The 17,274-nt window shown below is 37.3% G+C and carries 19 protein-coding genes and 2 pseudogenes; 2 read left to right on the plus strand and 19 right to left on the minus strand.

Features of this window, described 5'->3' with window-relative positions; all coding sequences use genetic code 11:
* Positions 1–10 precede the first annotated feature (10 nt).
* The gene (locus tag VEB00_07810; protein HYF82917.1) at positions 11–1,201 is read right to left on the minus strand and encodes a hypothetical protein; all 1,191 of its coding nucleotides are present in this window, start codon (positions 1,199–1,201) and stop codon (positions 11–13) included.
* Positions 1,202–1,392: 191 nt separating this feature from the next.
* On the opposite strand from VEB00_07810, the gene VEB00_07815 reads away from it, so the two are divergent.
* Positions 1,393–1,692 (plus strand): hypothetical protein, encoded by a 300-nt coding sequence (locus VEB00_07815; GenBank protein HYF82918.1) that lies wholly within the window; start codon positions 1,393–1,395, stop codon positions 1,690–1,692.
* 32 nt (positions 1,693–1,724) lie between these two features.
* Here VEB00_07815 and VEB00_07820 read toward each other — a convergent pair whose 3' ends face one another.
* From VEB00_07820 to VEB00_07845, 6 genes and pseudogenes are all read right to left on the minus strand, one after another.
* Positions 1,725–2,675 (minus strand): tyrosine recombinase XerC, encoded by a 951-nt coding sequence (locus VEB00_07820; protein ID HYF82919.1) that lies wholly within the window; start codon positions 2,673–2,675, stop codon positions 1,725–1,727.
* Positions 2,676–3,161: 486 nt separating this feature from the next.
* A pseudogene (locus VEB00_07825) lies at positions 3,162–3,791 on the minus strand (ABC transporter permease).
* Positions 3,792–3,793: 2 nt separating this feature from the next.
* The gene (locus VEB00_07830; GenBank protein HYF82920.1) at positions 3,794–4,039 is read right to left on the minus strand and encodes a hypothetical protein; all 246 of its coding nucleotides are present in this window, start codon (positions 4,037–4,039) and stop codon (positions 3,794–3,796) included.
* Positions 4,040–4,053: 14 nt separating this feature from the next.
* Positions 4,054–4,548, minus strand: a complete 495-nt coding sequence (locus VEB00_07835) for a helix-turn-helix transcriptional regulator (protein ID HYF82921.1) — start codon at positions 4,546–4,548, stop codon at positions 4,054–4,056.
* A gap of 303 nt (positions 4,549–4,851) precedes the next feature.
* Positions 4,852–5,600, minus strand: a pseudogene (locus VEB00_07840) (pentapeptide repeat-containing protein).
* A gap of 19 nt (positions 5,601–5,619) precedes the next feature.
* Positions 5,620–5,949 carry a PadR family transcriptional regulator gene (locus VEB00_07845; protein ID HYF82922.1) on the minus strand — a complete coding sequence of 110 codons (330 nt, stop codon included), beginning with the start codon at positions 5,947–5,949 and terminating at the stop codon, positions 5,620–5,622.
* A gap of 251 nt (positions 5,950–6,200) precedes the next feature.
* On the opposite strand from VEB00_07845, the gene VEB00_07850 reads away from it, so the two are divergent.
* Entirely contained in the window at positions 6,201–6,461 is a 261-nt protein-coding gene (locus VEB00_07850; GenBank protein ID HYF82923.1) for a hypothetical protein, read from the plus strand.
* A gap of 18 nt (positions 6,462–6,479) precedes the next feature.
* On the opposite strand, the gene VEB00_07855 is transcribed toward VEB00_07850, so the two are convergent.
* From VEB00_07855 to VEB00_07910, 12 genes are all read right to left on the minus strand, one after another.
* Complete coding sequence (locus tag VEB00_07855) at positions 6,480–8,138, minus strand: ribonuclease J (protein ID HYF82924.1); 1,659 nt, start codon at positions 8,136–8,138, stop codon at positions 6,480–6,482.
* Between the two features lie 249 nt (positions 8,139–8,387).
* A complete protein-coding gene (gene arsM / locus VEB00_07860; protein HYF82925.1) occupies positions 8,388–9,206 on the minus strand; it encodes an arsenite methyltransferase in 819 nt (272 codons plus the stop codon).
* Positions 9,207–9,220: 14 nt separating this feature from the next.
* A complete protein-coding gene (locus tag VEB00_07865) occupies positions 9,221–9,604 on the minus strand; it encodes a MarR family transcriptional regulator (GenBank protein ID HYF82926.1) in 384 nt (127 codons plus the stop codon).
* A 163-nt stretch (positions 9,605–9,767) separates the two neighbouring features.
* Entirely contained in the window at positions 9,768–9,953 is a 186-nt protein-coding gene (locus tag VEB00_07870) for a hypothetical protein (protein HYF82927.1), read from the minus strand.
* 122 nt (positions 9,954–10,075) lie between these two features.
* A complete protein-coding gene (locus VEB00_07875; GenBank protein HYF82928.1) occupies positions 10,076–10,789 on the minus strand; it encodes a metallophosphoesterase family protein in 714 nt (237 codons plus the stop codon).
* Positions 10,790–10,806: 17 nt separating this feature from the next.
* Entirely contained in the window at positions 10,807–11,874 is a 1,068-nt protein-coding gene (gene arsB / locus VEB00_07880; GenBank protein HYF82929.1) for an ACR3 family arsenite efflux transporter, read from the minus strand.
* 68 nt (positions 11,875–11,942) lie between these two features.
* Entirely contained in the window at positions 11,943–12,353 is a 411-nt protein-coding gene (locus tag VEB00_07885) for a rhodanese-like domain-containing protein (protein HYF82930.1), read from the minus strand.
* 91 nt (positions 12,354–12,444) lie between these two features.
* Positions 12,445–14,190: an arsenical pump-driving ATPase gene (arsA, locus tag VEB00_07890; protein HYF82931.1), complete on the minus strand. Its 1,746-nt coding sequence runs from the start codon at positions 14,188–14,190 to the stop codon at positions 12,445–12,447.
* A gap of 24 nt (positions 14,191–14,214) precedes the next feature.
* Positions 14,215–14,580, minus strand: coding sequence for an arsenite efflux transporter metallochaperone ArsD (gene arsD / locus VEB00_07895; protein HYF82932.1), 366 nt, complete (start codon positions 14,578–14,580; stop codon positions 14,215–14,217).
* A 13-nt stretch (positions 14,581–14,593) separates the two neighbouring features.
* Positions 14,594–14,917 (minus strand): metalloregulator ArsR/SmtB family transcription factor, encoded by a 324-nt coding sequence (locus VEB00_07900; protein ID HYF82933.1) that lies wholly within the window; start codon positions 14,915–14,917, stop codon positions 14,594–14,596.
* A 238-nt stretch (positions 14,918–15,155) separates the two neighbouring features.
* Complete coding sequence (locus tag VEB00_07905; GenBank protein HYF82934.1) at positions 15,156–15,623, minus strand: hydrogenase maturation protease; 468 nt, start codon at positions 15,621–15,623, stop codon at positions 15,156–15,158.
* Positions 15,624–15,776: 153 nt separating this feature from the next.
* The gene (locus VEB00_07910; GenBank protein HYF82935.1) at positions 15,777–17,201 is read right to left on the minus strand and encodes a potassium/proton antiporter; all 1,425 of its coding nucleotides are present in this window, start codon (positions 17,199–17,201) and stop codon (positions 15,777–15,779) included.
* Positions 17,202–17,274: the final 73 nt, after the last annotated feature.

Here is a 17,274-nt window from a genome sequence, read left to right on the forward strand (position 1 = left end):
CTGGTTGACTTTATTTTATAACAAGATCTTCAATATCCTTCTTTGATATCGCCATTCTAATATTATTAGTAATAATCGGCATCTTCTCCATTATAGTAACAAGCGGTTGATAAGCATTGCCTATAACAACAGTTTTTTCATCCTCTACAAGTTCACTCACACCATCGATAATAAGCTCATATCTTATTAACTTTATCTCAAAACCATTGTGGCTTGTCACTAAGGAACAAGATGCCCTTGCAAGCTCTTTGCCATATTCTATGCCGCTGAATATCAAAAGATTGTCCTCTATGCACTCAAAGTGAAATTCCGGTATTCTTCCTTTCTCGATTTCAACATAATCATATAATACATCTTGTAGACTAAGTTCATCAATAACTATTCCGTAACTTTGCGTACCTGATGCTATACTTTCAGCACACTGCATTATTTTAGCTATATTGCGGTACAGCCATTTTTCCTTATCAATTCTTTTATTAAACACCATTGTCCTCGGAACAACAACATACTTTTGATCTTTATGAAATGCTAATATTGAGAAGCCATCATATCGGCTGTCTGGTTTAACACCGAACTTTTCATAATCTTGCGGTTCATATTCATCACTCATCAACATATCAATGTAAATAGATGAGTCAAAATTTGCTAAGGTGACTTTATCAGAACTTAAATACTTAATAAAAAGTTTATTCTTGATTTCATCAGTTATCTCAATATCCTTAATTTCCTCTTTAGATTTGTCGCCTCTTCCTGATATAAAAGAGTTTGTATCTATTCTATTATTTCTTTCAATCATATCCATGGAGCTGTCAAAAAGGAGGGAGGGGTATTGATTCACAAATCGGTCTATAGTTTTTGTCTTTGTCTTTATTATATTGTCATACAGGAAGTATTCCTTCTTATCTATAAGCTTCTTAAAGATTACATCCCATTGGATGATTATCTTATCTTCCTTATTTAATAGAGGTATTCCATTTACTGTATCTAATATTCTATATAGTATTTCTCTGACCTTGCCCTTTTCAAGGTACTCATTAGTTCTTGCCAATACCTGATAGGCAATAACCATTATGTATAAAAGGGTAGTAACAAGCCAAGGGGTACTATAATCAAAATCGAATATCTTCATGAAAATGAGCTCAATAATGAGAATTACGAAATATGCTGCGAATATAAATAGATTTGTAGCTACACTAAACAATATAACACCACCTTCTAAGATAATTATTGCGTTTACATTATATTATATCGGTATATATGACTTTTTTCTTAACAATATTTACTTTCTGCTGTTTAGGCATTGTAAATATAGGAATAATTTTATTATAATATAATGAGTGATATATTTACAACCCAAGTAGAATTGATATAAATTATAATCGGAGGTATAAAATGGTTTTTAAGAAGGAATGTGTACTTAATGACAGGGAATGTGATGATTGCGGGGAATGTGATATATGTGATCTTAACCCGAATAAAATATGCGATAATTGCTGCGTTTGCATAGATAAAGATGCGGATTTCAATAGTATTGAAATAGATGAGATAATAGAAGATGATAGTATGGTAAGGGAATTGGATGATTTGGAGGACTGGAAGTATAAAGAGGATTACATAGTAGATTATAGTGATGAAGATTCATCAAAAGAAACCAGACCGGCAAATAGAAATATAAAAACCAGCGATAATTAACATAATATTAATTATGTTAATTATCCTGAATTTTACTCTTCCTCATTGGAGAGAGGATTGGATTTTACTGCATTTCTTAGTGTTTCATCATCAAGGTGGGTATATATCTGGGTAGTTGATATGTTTTCATGACCAAGAATCTGCTGAAGCGATCTAATGTCAACTTTTCCATATTTGTACATTAGAGTTGCTGCAGTGTGTCTCAGTTTATGAGGGGAGTATTTCTCAATATCAAGATTGGAAATACCTATATATTTTTTTACAAGATATTGTACCGATCTTTTACTAATCCTGCGTTTTCTTTCACTTAGGAATAATGCATTCTTATCTTTTACCTCATCGGCAGGGCGAACCTTGAGATATCTGTTTATCGCCAAAATACATGCATTGTTGAGATATACAGTCCGTTCTTTATTGCCCTTGCCGATTACAGTGAGAATATCCCCGCTTATTTTGTTAATATCTATGCCTATAAGCTCGGATAGACGAAGTCCGCAGTTTAAGAATAGAGTTATAATTGCATAATCCCTTTCTTTGTTCTCACCGTCAATGGAAGACAAAAGCAGCTTGCTTTCATCCAGGGTAAGGTAGGCAGGATGCCTGGAATTTATTTTGGGTGATTCTAGATCAACACAAGGGTTCTCCTTAATCATTTTCGTCATGTGCAAATACTTAAAGAAGGATCTTAAACAAGCTACCTTTCTTGCCCTCGCATAATTCTTATTGTCTCTCTGGTTGGCCGCGAAGGAGAGGAAGGAGTAAAAGTCTGCAAGGCTTATATTATTAATTATGTACAAATCAATATCATCAATCGGGATCTCATCGATATTCATATCAACAGCGACATAACCACGTTTGATTTTTATGAATTTAAAGAAAAGTGCAAGGTCATAACCATAAGCAGTAATTGTATTTTTGGACTTGCCACGAATGGTTTCCATGTACTCAAGGAATTCAACAGCAACAGATGGCAGTTTAATCATATTACAGACCTCCATTTGAGTTAAAATTTATCAATATTGCGCGAAATAAACATTTCGCGCAGTTACATATTCGATACAGAAGAGGTAAAATCCTTCTAACATGGCAAAATTTCTATGTTTGTTACTAAAATTATTATTTTCACGCACTCTTCTCACAAAATTCTTTCTCTTAATCATTTATCGTCTATAATTGGATACTTGTTTATTGACTCTCTCAAATTTACCTCTCTTGAATTAATCTTTTGATTTATCGCATACAAATCAGTATTTTTTATCCCTACTTCCTATATCCTCTTCATATGCACAAATCCCCATAGTAACTTTATATTACCTCAACAAAAAAAATCGCTCTAAAGCGATTTAAACGCGTCATTTATTTTGACGGTTTTGTCAACCTAGCGATACAAACACTTTGCGGGTTTCTCATAACAACAAATTAAAGATTTGCATCTGTGCTCGGAGATACAATAAAAAATGTTGAAATTTTTACACCCGCTTTTTATACGCCCTCATCGCGAAGATATATGCTACAAGCATAATTCCGACGCACCATGCAAGAGCAACCCATATATCATTACCAACCGGTTGACTAGACAATAACGCACGGGCGGCTTCCACTATTGAGGTCACTGGCTGGTTTTCGGCAAAGGCGCGAACAACCGATGGCATCGATTCGGTTGGCACAAACGCCGAGCTGATAAACGGAAGGAAGATAAGTGGGTAGGAAAAGGCACCTGCACCGTCCACCGATTTTGCGGACAGTCCGGCAATCGCCGCGATCCATGTCAAGGCCAGCGTAAACAGCGCGAGTATACCGGCCACGGCAAGCCATGACAATACTCCTGCCGACGAGCGGAAGCCCATTATGAGCGCTACGAGAATGATTACGACAACCGAAATTGCATTGGATACCAGTGAGGTCAGCACATGCCCCCACAGCGCGGCCGAACGCGCAATCGGCATGGAGTGGAACCGTTCGAAGATGCCGCTTTGCATATCCATAAACAGACGGTAAGCCGTATAGGCGATGCCGCTTGCAATTGCAATCAGCAGGATGCCGGGCAACAGGTAATTCACATAGTTATCCGTGCCGGTTTGAATCGCGCCGCCGAACACATTTAAAGTGTAATTTTAAGCTTAAAACCATCACTGCTTGATACATCAATAAGAACAAGTTTTCTGAATGACCTTTTCGCATCTATCAGCTCTTTTCTCAAGACTTTTAAATGTTCTTCTTTTAAGGGAACATTAGAATACTTTTTAATACAACTTGCTATTATTCGGATGGTAACACCATTTAACGCCCCTTTAATGGGTAAGGGAATGATAAAGCGATGTCCATTTGCCTCAATTCTAATCTTCATAATAGTCCTCCGAATCACTCAATTACAATTTCAACGTTATCGCCATTAGCACTCTTAACCTCCACTATCTTACCTATCACTCCGCTTTCCGCCATTAGTAATATCGCTTGAAAATCAATGTTTTTCAAAGCATCATTGCATGAAATCTGTGGTAATTGCATTCCGATTTCCAAAGCAACTTTTACCAATCCAAGTGGTAAATTCACTTTTACAATATCGCCCTGTTCACTGTGAACAAATACCTTTAAAAGCATCTTGTTAAAATCTTTGCGTTCTCCTTCTGAAACGACTTGAACAACTTGAGATTTTTCACCCCTTAGAAGTTCATCTACTGTGACATTAAAATAATCTGCGAGTTGAGGAAGTAAAGTAATATCTGGGCATGACAAGTCATTCTCCCACTTACTTACTGCTTGAGACGAGATGCCGCTGTACTCTGCAAGTTGGTCCTGAGTAATACCCTTTTTCTTTCTGAATTCTCCAATCCTTGAACCTAATGTATTAGCCATTTTTGATACCTGCCTTTCATTATGAAGTTGAAATAAATGTTAACTATACTTAACTCTGTACATATTATTGCATCAAATAGGTACAGATTGAATAGAGTAATCGTTGAATTATATCATCTATGAGTTGATTTATAATCTACTTTTAGTTGTTATTGCTACATAATCAAAAATTAATTGCAATAATGAATAATAAATGACCCTGTCCTTTTCCATACAGAGCCATAATGCAGGTCTCCTAAAACGTGGTAAGGATTTTGACAATCGTTGTCTTGAATTGAATTGTTTGGCATATTCTTCTCCTCCTTATATAATAGTAACCTTTGATAAATCGGCCCCAATGCCCTTGAGGGCGTTGTAGCTCAGCTTATCCATCATCGCGCCGTCAAACCTAATGCTCTTGATGGCATTGTAGTATTTCTTGGTCAGGGAAAACGGCGGTGTAAAGGACACATTTTTAAGTGTCGCGCCCTTAAACGTAACTTCATTTAGCGCCGCCTTGCCAAACTTGACGCCAATAAAGGTCTGCCCGTCAAGGCATAGCCCCCGCAAATCGGAATACTCAAAGTCCACGCCGTTGAAAATGCAATTCTCAAAAACTGTTTTTCTCAGGTCGGTCATGGTCAGCATTACGTCGGTCAGTTTTACATCGGTGAATTTTGCCCGGGTCAGCTCTGACTTGCTGAATTCGGTGCGTACAAGAATGGTTTTGTTGAAGCTCGCACCCGTAAGGTCAATGACGGACTTAAATTTTCCTTTATGCGCGGTAACACCCGCGAAATCGCTCTTTGGCAGGTTGTCGCGCTAAAGTTTGTCAGCACCTGTCGTTCTAACGAGCGGGAAAGGTTGGCGACCTCCTGCACCGTTTGCTCAATATCTCCGATGCCGTCGATGGTCATCTCAAAAGCTGTTTCGTCATCATAACCCTGATTCTTATAATCGCTCAACTTCTCCTGTAAATCATTCAATAATTCTTCTTTCAATTCATTTATCGAATGTGTACCTTCGTAGGGTGAAAATACTCCATCTAAATATCTCACTAATTTCTCATTCATTTTTATTAACACCTTCCTTTTATAATAATTGATCAAGAATACGCTTAGCGTTATCCCAATTCATTTTGTTTTCGGAATATATACTTTTTCCTCTTTCAGTAATCCTATAGTACTTCCTTCTTCCGCCCTGGCTTTCATCACCCCAATATGAGGTAACACCACCCTCGCTCTCTAACCTCTTTAGGCTCGAAAACATAGTAGATTCCTTAAGTTCATACTCACCACTGGAGTTTGAATATATCAATTTTGTTATTTGATACCCATATTTATCACCGTCCAGCAATAACCTTAAAATAATCGTATCTGTATGTCCTCTGAGTAAATCTGAGGAGATTTTATTGTCGACCATTGTATCACCTCCATAGAAATAATATACATCACACTACCACGACTGTCAAGGTATATCTATCATCGTTGTATCGTTATTGAATCTTTGCTAAAGCGTTGGAGTACATAGATTGCTTTTATTATTGACAGTTCTTGGCAGTCTGATATAATTAAATTAACAATATATGAAGAAGAAAAAATAAGGCTTCTACCTGTTGCTTGGGTAGAAGCCTTATTTTGAAGCTTACTTAATTTTGAAATGGGGGAATTCCTATGGCAAGCAGCGTTCATATTTGGCCACGTTTAATAAATTCCTTAGAGGAAATTCCGCAAAACTTCCTGAAATCTTATCAATTGGCATTAGGTGAATCAAATACATTTCCATATACCATATATCTACCAGACGACAAGCATAGTGACCGCTCAAGCAAGGAACTCATGATAAGTCTTTCTGATGATATACTTTTTATATTTGAAAAGCCGAAAACGCAAGTTCAAATAAAAACAAAGGCTCCTATATCATTTATAATATAGGAGCCTTTAGTCACTATGTTAAACTTCTATAATAATGGGTAAAATCATTGGACTTCTTTTTAATTGACTATACAGATGTTCCTTTATCGTATCCTTAACAAGGCTTTTCATTACGCTCCAGTCTTTTTTGCCGCTTTGTAAAAGAACATCATATGTCATCTTTCGCATTTGTTCAATTATTTCTTCTGATTCTCTGACATATACAAAACCTCTTGAGATAATATCAGGTTCAGCTATTATCGTACCCGTTTCTTTGTCGATACTTACTATGACAATAACCATACCATCCTGTGACAAAAGCTTCCTATCCCGCAATACTATATTTCCTACATCTCCGATGCCTAAACCATCAATGAATACTTTTCCAGAGGGTACGCTGCCGACAATCCTAGCATCTTCGCCATCCAATTCCAATACATTGCCTATATCCATAATAAAAGTATTTTCATTCGGCATACCTAGTGTAGAGATTACAAGAGCATGTTGCTTCAAATGCTTGAATTCACCGTGAACCGGCATGAAATATTTTGGCCTCACCAGGCTGTACATTAGCTTTAATTCTTCCTGGCAAGCATGCCCAGAGACATGTATATCGTCAATTGACTTATATATGACTTTGGCACCTTTTCTGACCAGTTGATTGATAACTTTCGAAACCGATTTTTCATTGCCCGGTATAGGAGTTGCCGATACCACTACCAAATCACCGGGAGCAATTTCTACCTGCCTATGTGTTGATAACGCCATTCTTGTCAATGCAGACATCGGCTCACCTTGGCTTCCTGTTGTAATGATCATTACGCTCTCGGGTCTATATCGATTTAGATCGGCAATTTCAATCAGTGTACCTTCAGGCATAGTTAAGTATCCCAGCTTTAGTGCAACATTCACTACGTTTACCATACTTCTACCGCTAAGTGCTACTTTCCGCCCCAATCTTACAGCTGCATTGATTAACTGTTGTACTCGGTGTGTATTTGATGCAAATGTAGCTACTATAATCCTGCTGTTCACATTTGTAAATATCTTTTCGAAAGCTTCTCCCACTGTCTTTTCAGACATGGTATATCCCTCACGCTCAGCATTTGTGCTGTCACTCATTAAAAGCAGAACTCCCTGCTTCCCCAATTCGGCAAAACGCGCTAAATCGATAAGGCTACCTTGTATAGGAGTGTAGTCAATCTTAAAATCCGATGTATGAACTACTATACCAACTGGTGTATGTATTGCCAAAGCTAAAGCGTCCGCAATACTATGACAGGAGTTTATAAACTCAATTTTGAATACCCCAAGCTTAACGACTTGCCCCGGCTCAACCGTTTGCAGCGTGGTTTCTGAAAGCATTCGATGCTCTTCCAGCTTGATTTCCAATATGCCTAATGCCAGCTTTGGCCCGACAACCGGAACATTCACCTCTTTCAATACATAAGGTAGTGCACCGATATGGTCCTCGTGACCATGAGTTATTACAATTCCACGAATCTTTTCTTTGTTCTTTTTCAAATAAGTTATATCTGGCATAACCAAATCGATACCCAGCATTTCGTCTTCCGGAAATGCTATTCCACAATCTACAATAACAATATCATTATCGTATTCAAATGCAGTGATGTTTTTTCCGACTTCTCCCAATCCACCGAGCGGGATTATTTTTAGTTTCTTTCTTTTAGTTGACATTCAATACCTCATCTCTTTACTTAATTAATCTTTTTATCTTCTACAGCATAGGCATTGCACCATGCCAGTTGTGAACACACATATCTTCGAACTTATATTATCAATACTACAATTCTATATTATTATTTCCATCCTAGTCAAGTTTAATATAATTTTATATGAAATAAGTACGATAGTCTTCTATTTAGGAAAACTAACGTACTTTTCGAATTTCTACATCCACAGCCTTCGTCATTGCATTGTATAAACTTATTTTTCAGCTTTAATATATGCTCCCGCATATGCACCATCTAGTAATTCCAAGACATCTCCAACCTCAATTTCAAGCAAATAATTTTTCTGCTGCAAAATTTCTAATATAACTTCCTTTGTATATACATGAACAGGTTTTATCTCAATGTGTTTAAAGCCAACCTTTTCAAGTATAGTTTTGTACTCATCGGTACTTAAAGCACCCGCTATACAGCCTACCCAGAGTTCAGCCATATTTTTGATATCCTTCGGAACATCCTTTAGGACTATAATATCAGAAATTGCTAGTCTTCCGCCTTTCTTTATAACTCTATAAGCCTCAGACAAAGCTTTCTCCTTGTCATCAGACAGGTTTATTACACAATTGGAGATTACTGCATCTACTGTATATTCATCCAGTGGAATATCTTCAATATAGCCCTTGATGAACTCAACATTTTCCACTCCCATTCTCTTTTTATTCTTATTGGCTAATTCCAGCATTTCATCAGTCATATCCAGGCCATATATCTTACCCGTGCTGCCTACATATCTGGTTGCCAATAGAACATCTATCCCCCCGCCGCTTCCAAGGTCCAGTACAGTCTCTCCCTCTTTTAACTGTGCAAGAAGCAGCGGATTTGCGCAACCTAAAGATGCATTTACAGCTTCTATCGGTAAATTCTCAAGATTTTCACCTTTATAAATGATTGAATCGTCACTAATGCTGTTGCAGCAGGATGAACCTCCACAACAGCTGCTCTTTGATTCCCTATTAACCTTTTTTGCAATTCCTCCATAGTATGACTTCACTTTTTGCTTCACATCAGAATTCATTGTCTTACTCCTTTCTAACAACACTTATTATTTTTCATTGCATCAAGCAATAACGTAAGACTCTCAACTACCTGAGTATGCTTCTCTTCCGGAATATCCTTCAACAATGACATATAGTACATATCCATATTCTTTTCAATAGCTTTGTAAATACGCAGCCCCTTTTCAGTCAGCTTCAATTTCACATAACGTCTGTCTTCTGTATCGATTTCTCTCAGGACAAGCTGCTGCTCAACTAAATTATTAATGGTTCTGCTCATAGTGCTATTATCTAAATTCAATAATTCAGCCAGTTCATTAAGTGAAATCTCTTGTGCTCTAGCAATCTCAGTTATTGCATAGCATTGTCCTATCGTAGTCCCACAGCAGGAAGCTTCAGCTTTATCAAGGAAACTCATATTTCTGATCAGCTGTCTTGCAAGCTCTCGTAGTTCACTAATATAATCTTTTTTATCCAATGTTAACCACCTCTTTTATAATTGTAACATACAATACTTGCAATATGCAACTAATAGTTTTTAATAATAGACTAATATTTATATTACTAGTCTATTATTTATTCTATTCTAAAACCTCAAGTCTGAATTTGCCATAACCTTCCACATAAAAATCAAGAAAATTTTCTTTTAATTCACTTTCCAAAACGTCTTTTGCAATATAAAAAGTAATATCGTTTATGGAAAATGCTTCAAAGCACTCGGTGCTTTCAGGTATGCCCATCAATCCAGATGGTGCTTCATAAGCCACTCATCAGCCATGTATAGTGATTCTTATGGTTACATTCATAGCGGCTCCCCTTTGCTTCACATAGTCATAAAGCCAAGGAGATACTGAGGCTTTTCGCATACTTATGCCCCCTTATATAAGGATTAAGCCTTTCCGGTTCTTATAATGTTTGCAAACTCATGCGGCAGTCCCATTTCTTCTATCGCTTTTGCAGTATTTTCGTATTCGTAATCCACTTCATATATTTCAACCTTTGCGTTCTCTCCAAATAAATCAAGTACCACATAGTTGGCCTTTGGAGTCCCTGTCTTTGGCTTGCCTGCACTGCCAGCATTCACAAGCATCTTATCACCGTACATTTTGTAATATGGCTTATGTGTATGTCCGCAGACCAGTATATCGGCTTCAAAAGCACTCATTACCTCTTCGGCTTCAGTTGAATTCTCTTTGAGATATTCATTTATCTTTCTTGGACTGCCATGAACGAACTTTATTGTCTTGACTTCAAAACTCATATCCACTTCCATTGGTAAGTTTCTCAAAAACTCTTTGTTATCTTCTCTCGTTTCGTCTATAGTCCAATTTAATGATAACCCTGCGTTTTCTGCATCCTTTTGATCAGGATAATCACAGCCGCAGACCATAAGCTCTTCTCCAACTGCTTCATCGTAGTTTCCCTTAATTGTCAATATTCTGTTTTCACGGATAGTGTCTATAACCTCATTTGGATATGTTGCATAGCCCACCAGGTCACCCAAACATAAAATTAAATCCACATTTTTATTGTCTATATCCAAGAGCACTTCGTTAAGGGCAAATATATTGCTGTGTATGTCCGCGATTACTGCTATTCTCATAGGTTTCTCCTTTGTTATTAATTCTCAGTAAACCAATGTTTAGTATTATTTGCTATCCTTACCAGTGCTAACATAACTGGAACTTCAACAAGAACACCCACAACGGTAGCTAATGCTGCACCTGATTCAAGCCCGAAAAGCGAAATGGCGACTGCCACCGCAAGTTCAAAAAAATTGCTGGCACCTATCATTCCAGCTGGAGCTGCTATATCATGCTTAAGCTTCCACGCCCTTGCCCACCCGTAGGACAGGAAGAATATAAAGAATGTCTGTATTGTCAGCGGTACAGCTATGAGAGCTATGTGAAGCGGATTGTTCAAGATAATTTTCCCTTGAAAAGAAAAAACTATAACCAATGTGAGCAGTAGGCCTATTACTGTGATATTATCAAACTTCTTTAAAAACACATTGTTGAAATAATCCAAGCCCTTGCCCTTTATTACATATTTCCTGGTAAAGTATCCCCCTGCAAGTGGAATAACAACGAACAGAATCGTTGCTATAATCAATGTATCATAAGGTACTACTACCTTGCTCACTCCCAGAAGGAATGCAACTATAGGCGTAAATGCAACTAGTATTATTAAGTCGTTGACTGCTACTTGCACCAAGGTGTAAGCCGGGTCTCCATTTGTAAGATGACTCCATACAAACACCATAGCGGTACAAGGAGCTGCGCCCAATAATACTGCTCCAGCCAGATATTCCTTGGCTAAATCAGCAGGGATCAGATTCTTGAATACCACATAGAAGAAAAAAGAGGCAATTGCATACATTGTGAATGGTTTAATAAGCCAATTGGTAACACAAGTAACTATTAAGCCTTTGGGCTTTTTAGTTGCATTTACTATGCTTGAAAAGTCTATCTTAAGCATCATAGGATAAATCATCAGCCATATGAGTATTGCTACAGGTATTGATACATTGGCATATTCAAATTTACTAAGCGTTTGCGGTACTTTGGGAAGCATCTGGCCTAGAATAACCCCGGCTGCTATACATATTGCCACCCATACCGTAAGGTACTTTGCAAAGAAACCTAGTGCGTTATTATCACTATTTTTGTTATCTTTAGTATTGCGCATTAATTACTCCCCTTATTATTATTAAAATATAGTATAGCTTCATTTTTTATTAAATTAATTTTTTTATTCTATTTTGGTGAGACTGATGAGCCCTCCATTCGTATTTTTTGAGGCTGAAGTCTGCAGGCACAACCCCCTATCATCTCATAATCTAAGTCCTTGGCAAGTGGCAATCCAGCATGGTCCCATGCCACGACCCCTCCAGCAAGACATGCAACCTCTGAATAACCATGTTCCACAAGGGATAGGGCAAATTCTTTGCTTTGATTACCAACACTATCTGCAACTATTAATAAATTATTCCTAGGTAAATTATCTATTATCTCGTTATTAGAGTCGCCAGAGAGATAAATTACTCTGGGAACATCAAATACGCGTAAATCAGTTTCATACGCAGGACGAATATCTACAATAATGGCACCGGCATTTATGTATTCAAATACTTCTCGTGGAGTAAATGAAACTATTTGAGGATTCATAATCATGACCTCTACCTTCATTAATTAAATTATTGTTATATTGGAAATTCCACTACAAAGCGTCTCTAGTTCTTTGTAGTGGAATCAGACTTTATCTTATCAATTCGATGAGCTTCTCGCCCTTTACCTCTTCGGGCATCCACTCTATCACTGCAAAATTACCCTTTGATATTTCATTCACTTTGTTAATCCACTGCACTTCATTACTTGCCTTTACTTTTAGAATAGCATTGGTTGTATTAGCTGCGTAGAAGCTTGAATTAATGACCCACCACTTACTGTGGATGCCTGCTCTATTCAGGTCACTTTGCAATCTCAAAGCTTCATAGACCGGAGTAGTTTCTGCAAGTGTTACAATAATTACTTCTGCTTCCTCTTCGTTCTTTAATTTAGGTAAAAGCTTCTTAACTGACTCTGGAATATCTCCCTGAGAACGCTGAATTTCTTTATGATACCTTTGAGTAGAATCCAAGAGCAGCAATGTATGTCCAGTCGGCGCAGTATCAATAACTACAACTTCATTATCTGAGCTATCCACTATTTCCGCAAAAGCTCTAAATACTGCAATTTCTTGGGTGCAAGGAGATCTTAAATCTTCTTCAACATAAGCCAGATCATCACCGCTCATTGTTTCTCTTGCTTTGCTTAATACTTCTTCCTTATACCTCTCAAGCTCTTCTTTTTCATCAATACTGCTCAAAGTTACACCATAACTTTCATCTAGTACAAACTTTAAATGCGCTGCCGGGTCAGTCGTTGTCAAATGCACTTTTTTTCCCTTCTCAGCTAAACCTAGAGCAATGGCAGCAGCTATCGTAGTTTTGCCAACACCACCCTTACCCATTGTGAATATTACTTTCTTACCGCTATTATATAAATCGTCAATTACAGTTTTTAGTTTAGGTATATTCTCTGTATTTAGTGTTTCATTGTTATATTTTACGTTGTTATCCTTTAAAAAGGCTCTTATATTTTCCAAGCCTGTTATATTATATGGTCTTAGAGGTATTTTATAGGTTTCAATTAATTTGAGTGCTTCAGGCATATCATTCAATGCATTCTGCTGTTTTTCGTAAATAGCATCTGAAAGAAAGTCATCATGTATCTCAAGCACACCGTTAATAATTAAAACTTGATTATTTACTCCTATATCCTGAAGCTCTTTAGATGCTCTTTCGGCTTCTTTCAGCGGTGATGGCTCAGGACGTGAAACAAGTATAAGGGTTGTTTTCTCTTCGTCAGCTAAATTGTCGACTGCGTTTTTATACACTTCCCTTTTGCTTTCAAGTCCTGAAAGCTGCCCAAGGCATGACGCGCCGTGTGTGTTTTCACTTATAAAATTGCTCCAGGCTGAAGGAAGCTGCAGCATTCTCAAGGTATGCCCTGTTGGTGCAGTATCAAATATAATATGGTTATACTCCGTTGCTGCTTTCTCATCCGTTATGAAGTTTGAGAATTCATTAAATGCAGCTATCTCAACTGTGCATGAACCAGAGAGCTGTTCCTCCATGTTTTTCAATACTGCATCCGGCAGTTTGCCGCGATAGGGTGCTATTACACCTTCCCTATACTCAGCAGCAGCCTCCACCGGATCAAAGTTTGCAACTGTTAAATTAGGAACTCCTTTTATGGGAACTCCCTTGTTATCCAGGGAGGTGTTAAAAACATCCTGAAGGTTGGACGCGGGATCGGTGCTGATCAGCATTATCTTCTTGCCTTTGTCAGCTAAGGCTACTGCCGTAGCACATGCTGCAGAGGTCTTGCCGACTCCTCCCTTCCCTGTAAAAAACAAATACTTTGTTAAGTTAAACTCTGATATATTATAATCTTTGATCAATCCTTGATCCCTCATTTCTTATTTTCAGCCACAACTGCTGCCACATCCCTTAGCTGTTCTTGCAACAGTACCCTTTAAGTATTTTTCAGTAACTCCTAAAAACTTGCAAATCTCTTCATTAGTTGGATAAGCTTTGGTTTTAACCACAGTACCATCAACCATTGAGACTGGAAGTACTTCTATTCCATTATTAATTAGCATTCTATTTATTTCTTTGCTATCAATAAAAATTTGTGGATTACTAGATAGGTTATACCTTTCAACTAGTATACCGTTGTTCTTAAGGTTGTTTATCACTGTTGAAATTCTCAACAACTCAGGGTCCACGGATGGTCCGCATACACCAGTAGAACAGCACATTGCTGGTTCGAATATTACCATTCTTTTCATATTTACACCTCCTTTACTTACACTCACATTTAGATTTATCTTTACAAATACATTCATCCGTATCTGTTATAAGATTCATAAGAAATAGAATAAGTTTATTGCAGTTGGAACTATCTAGAGAATAATAACTCCAGAGGCCTTCTTTTCTGCATTCCACAATACCACAGTCCATTAACACCTTCATATGATGCGAAAGTGTTGGCTGCGTAAAATCGAAATGCTCTAATATATTACAGGCACATCTTTCCCCACAGGATAAGATGTCTATTATTTTAAGCCTGTTGGGATCTGAAAAGGCTTTAATAATTTTTGCATTATCATCATAGTTCTGAATCATTAAATCACCTCGTACATAGATATGCATCTATATATAATATACAACAAGATTAAAACAACGTCAATATACATGTTGATAGTTAACATGGAATTAACGATTACATATATTAAGCTCTATATAGTATATGCTTTTACTGCTCAAATGCGTCACTTAAATATCAATACCCGGGATATATGTGAATCCACAGCTAGTCCACCCCTTGCCGGGTTTTTCAGCGGTAATGTTTTCAATATCCTGCTTACTTTCCACCATACTGTACAGTATAGCTTCCAATATATCTGTGGACTTCGTTTAAAATACGATCGAAGCAGTTTTGAAGTCTGTCGCTCAGTGAAAAACCATAAATAATCTCATGTGGCTCAATCCCAACAATAATGCCATCTGGAAGGCGTTTAGCACATCGCAGCATGTTTAACAAATGTACTCCATGCGCAGAATAGAGACTGTCTTCGCTTTCCTCATTTAACTCGTTTAATGGCAATATTGTAATCTCACCTGGCTGCTTCCCTGATAAAAATGCATCAATAATAATAACAAAATCAAAATCAAGAACATCTTCAATACAATAATCCACATCAGTCTCTCCGAGTATATATGTTATATTAGGGTTTGTACCAAGCTGTCTCAAGTCCTCAACAATATAAATGCCGATTGCATCATCCATCATAATCCGGCTGCCTATTCCTATAACGAGTATCTTTTTCATGGTATCACCTCTATTGTTTTATTTGTAATATATTGCAATAATGTAGACGTAATACACATTATGCTGTATAGAAAATATATATGCCAATATCTGAAAAGGCTCCTGATTTGACAGTTAAACTGTCAAATCAGGAGCCTTAGGTTTATAGATATTTTACTCTTTACCAGATCTAATCCCATCGAACTTATTTCCTATTAGAACTAAAGTATCTCCGGCATTGATAACAGTTGAGCCTTTTGGTGTAATGACTTCACCTTTTCTTTTTATCATAACTACTAATATCTCTTCAGGAATATTAGCCTCCATTATTGATTTGCCTGCCCAGGGATTACTTTTTCTGATAGGGCACTCAATTAGCTTTGTATGTGTTTCATCCTGATAATCACTAAAGGTTTTATAAACAGTTTCTTCTTTCTCTACTACATCCAGAAGCTTTGCTACCTTCGGAAGCATTGTTCCCTGTACAAGAACTGAAAGCAGTGCAATGAAGAAAACTGTGTTGAATATTTGGTTTGCAACTGAAATTTGATTTGTAAGTGCATAGGTTGCAAATACTATAGAAGCTGCACCCCTAAGGCCGACCCAGGATACCAACAGCTGCTGCTTTAGCGGGGTTTTGAACCAGCTCAATATGCTAAATATTGCAACCGGACGTGCAACAAATATTAAGAATAATGCAATTATAATTGCACTTAAAGAAACCGCAGGAAGCTGTGAGGGAAAAACCAACAGTCCCAAGGTAAAAAACAAAATAATTTGCATAAGCCAAGACATTCCATCAAAGAAATGAACCAAGCTCTTTTTATGAAGGATTTTACTATTACCCATCACAATTCCAATTATGTAAACCGCTAGGAAACCGTTGCCACCAAGCCATTCGTTCAAAGAGTATCCCAATAATATTATGCCGGTGACAAAGATAGGGTATAAGCCGTCTATTTCCAAACGGATATGTCTCATTACTAATACTGCAAGCAATGCAAGTGAGAAGCCTATAAGAAATCCGAATAAAATTTGATTTGTGAGCAATTGTATAATTGACTGCTGACCATTATTTGATATTAAAGATAGGATTACTATCGTAAGCATATAAGAAATTGGATCATTGCTGCCGCTTTCCATTTCCAGCATGGAAGCCATTCCGCCTTTGAGATTCAGTTTTTTTGAACGTAAAATCGAAAATACTGATGCGGCATCAGTGGAGGATACAATAGCTCCAAGGAGCATACCCTCAAGAAGTGAGATTTTCAGAAGCCACCAAGAAAATATTCCGACAAGGAATGCTGTTATCACAACTCCTACGGTTGATAGAAAGACTGATTGCAATACTACAGGCTTGGCAGTTTTCCAATTGAAACCGAACCCACCATAAAACATAATAAAAGCAAGGCCTAGTGAGCACACATGCTGAGCCATCGTGTAATCATAAAAGTATATTCCTCCCGGACCATCAGAACCCAATAACATGCCTAGGCAAAGAAAAATAATCAATGTAGGTATTCCAAACTTATACAAAAGCTTACTGGAAAGTACACATATTACTAATATTGCCCCACTTAACAATAGAATCTCATTCATTAAACATCCCCCTTCATCTAAACAAAATATATCTTATACTATAATAATAAAGTAAATAATTATAATAGTCTAC

This window comes from Clostridia bacterium, from assembly GCA_035628995.1.
Taxonomy (GTDB): domain Bacteria; phylum Bacillota; class Clostridia; order Lutisporales; family Lutisporaceae; genus BRH-c25.

Excerpts from the sequence above, each read along its gene's own strand:
- VEB00_07815 (HYF82918.1), top strand. The coding sequence starts at position 1,393 with ATGGTTTTTAAGAAGGAATGTGTACTTAATGACAGGGAATGTGATGAT.
- VEB00_07875 (HYF82928.1), bottom strand. The coding sequence starts at position 10,789 with ATGAGAATAGCAGTAATCGCGGACATACACAGCAATATATTTGCCCTT.
- VEB00_07845 (HYF82922.1), bottom strand. The coding sequence starts at position 5,949 with ATGGTCGACAATAAAATCTCCTCAGATTTACTCAGAGGACATACAGAT.
- VEB00_07820 (HYF82919.1), bottom strand. The coding sequence starts at position 2,675 with ATGATTAAACTGCCATCTGTTGCTGTTGAATTCCTTGAGTACATGGAA.
- VEB00_07885 (HYF82930.1), bottom strand. The coding sequence starts at position 12,353 with ATGAATCCTCAAATAGTTTCATTTACTCCACGAGAAGTATTTGAATAC.
- VEB00_07850 (HYF82923.1), top strand. The coding sequence starts at position 6,201 with ATGGCAAGCAGCGTTCATATTTGGCCACGTTTAATAAATTCCTTAGAG.
- VEB00_07865 (HYF82926.1), bottom strand. The coding sequence starts at position 9,604 with ATGAGTTTCCTTGATAAAGCTGAAGCTTCCTGCTGTGGGACTACGATA.
- VEB00_07910 (HYF82935.1), bottom strand. The coding sequence starts at position 17,201 with ATGAATGAGATTCTATTGTTAAGTGGGGCAATATTAGTAATATGTGTA.
- arsD (HYF82932.1), bottom strand. The coding sequence starts at position 14,580 with ATGAAAAGAATGGTAATATTCGAACCAGCAATGTGCTGTTCTACTGGT.
- VEB00_07830 (HYF82920.1), bottom strand. The coding sequence starts at position 4,039 with ATGAAGATTAGAATTGAGGCAAATGGACATCGCTTTATCATTCCCTTA.
- VEB00_07835 (HYF82921.1), bottom strand. The coding sequence starts at position 4,548 with ATGGCTAATACATTAGGTTCAAGGATTGGAGAATTCAGAAAGAAAAAG.
- arsM (HYF82925.1), bottom strand. The coding sequence starts at position 9,206 with ATGAATTCTGATGTGAAGCAAAAAGTGAAGTCATACTATGGAGGAATT.
- arsB (HYF82929.1), bottom strand. The coding sequence starts at position 11,874 with ATGCGCAATACTAAAGATAACAAAAATAGTGATAATAACGCACTAGGT.
- VEB00_07905 (HYF82934.1), bottom strand. The coding sequence starts at position 15,623 with ATGAAAAAGATACTCGTTATAGGAATAGGCAGCCGGATTATGATGGAT.
- VEB00_07900 (HYF82933.1), bottom strand. The coding sequence starts at position 14,917 with ATGATTCAGAACTATGATGATAATGCAAAAATTATTAAAGCCTTTTCA.
- VEB00_07855 (HYF82924.1), bottom strand. The coding sequence starts at position 8,138 with ATGTCAACTAAAAGAAAGAAACTAAAAATAATCCCGCTCGGTGGATTG.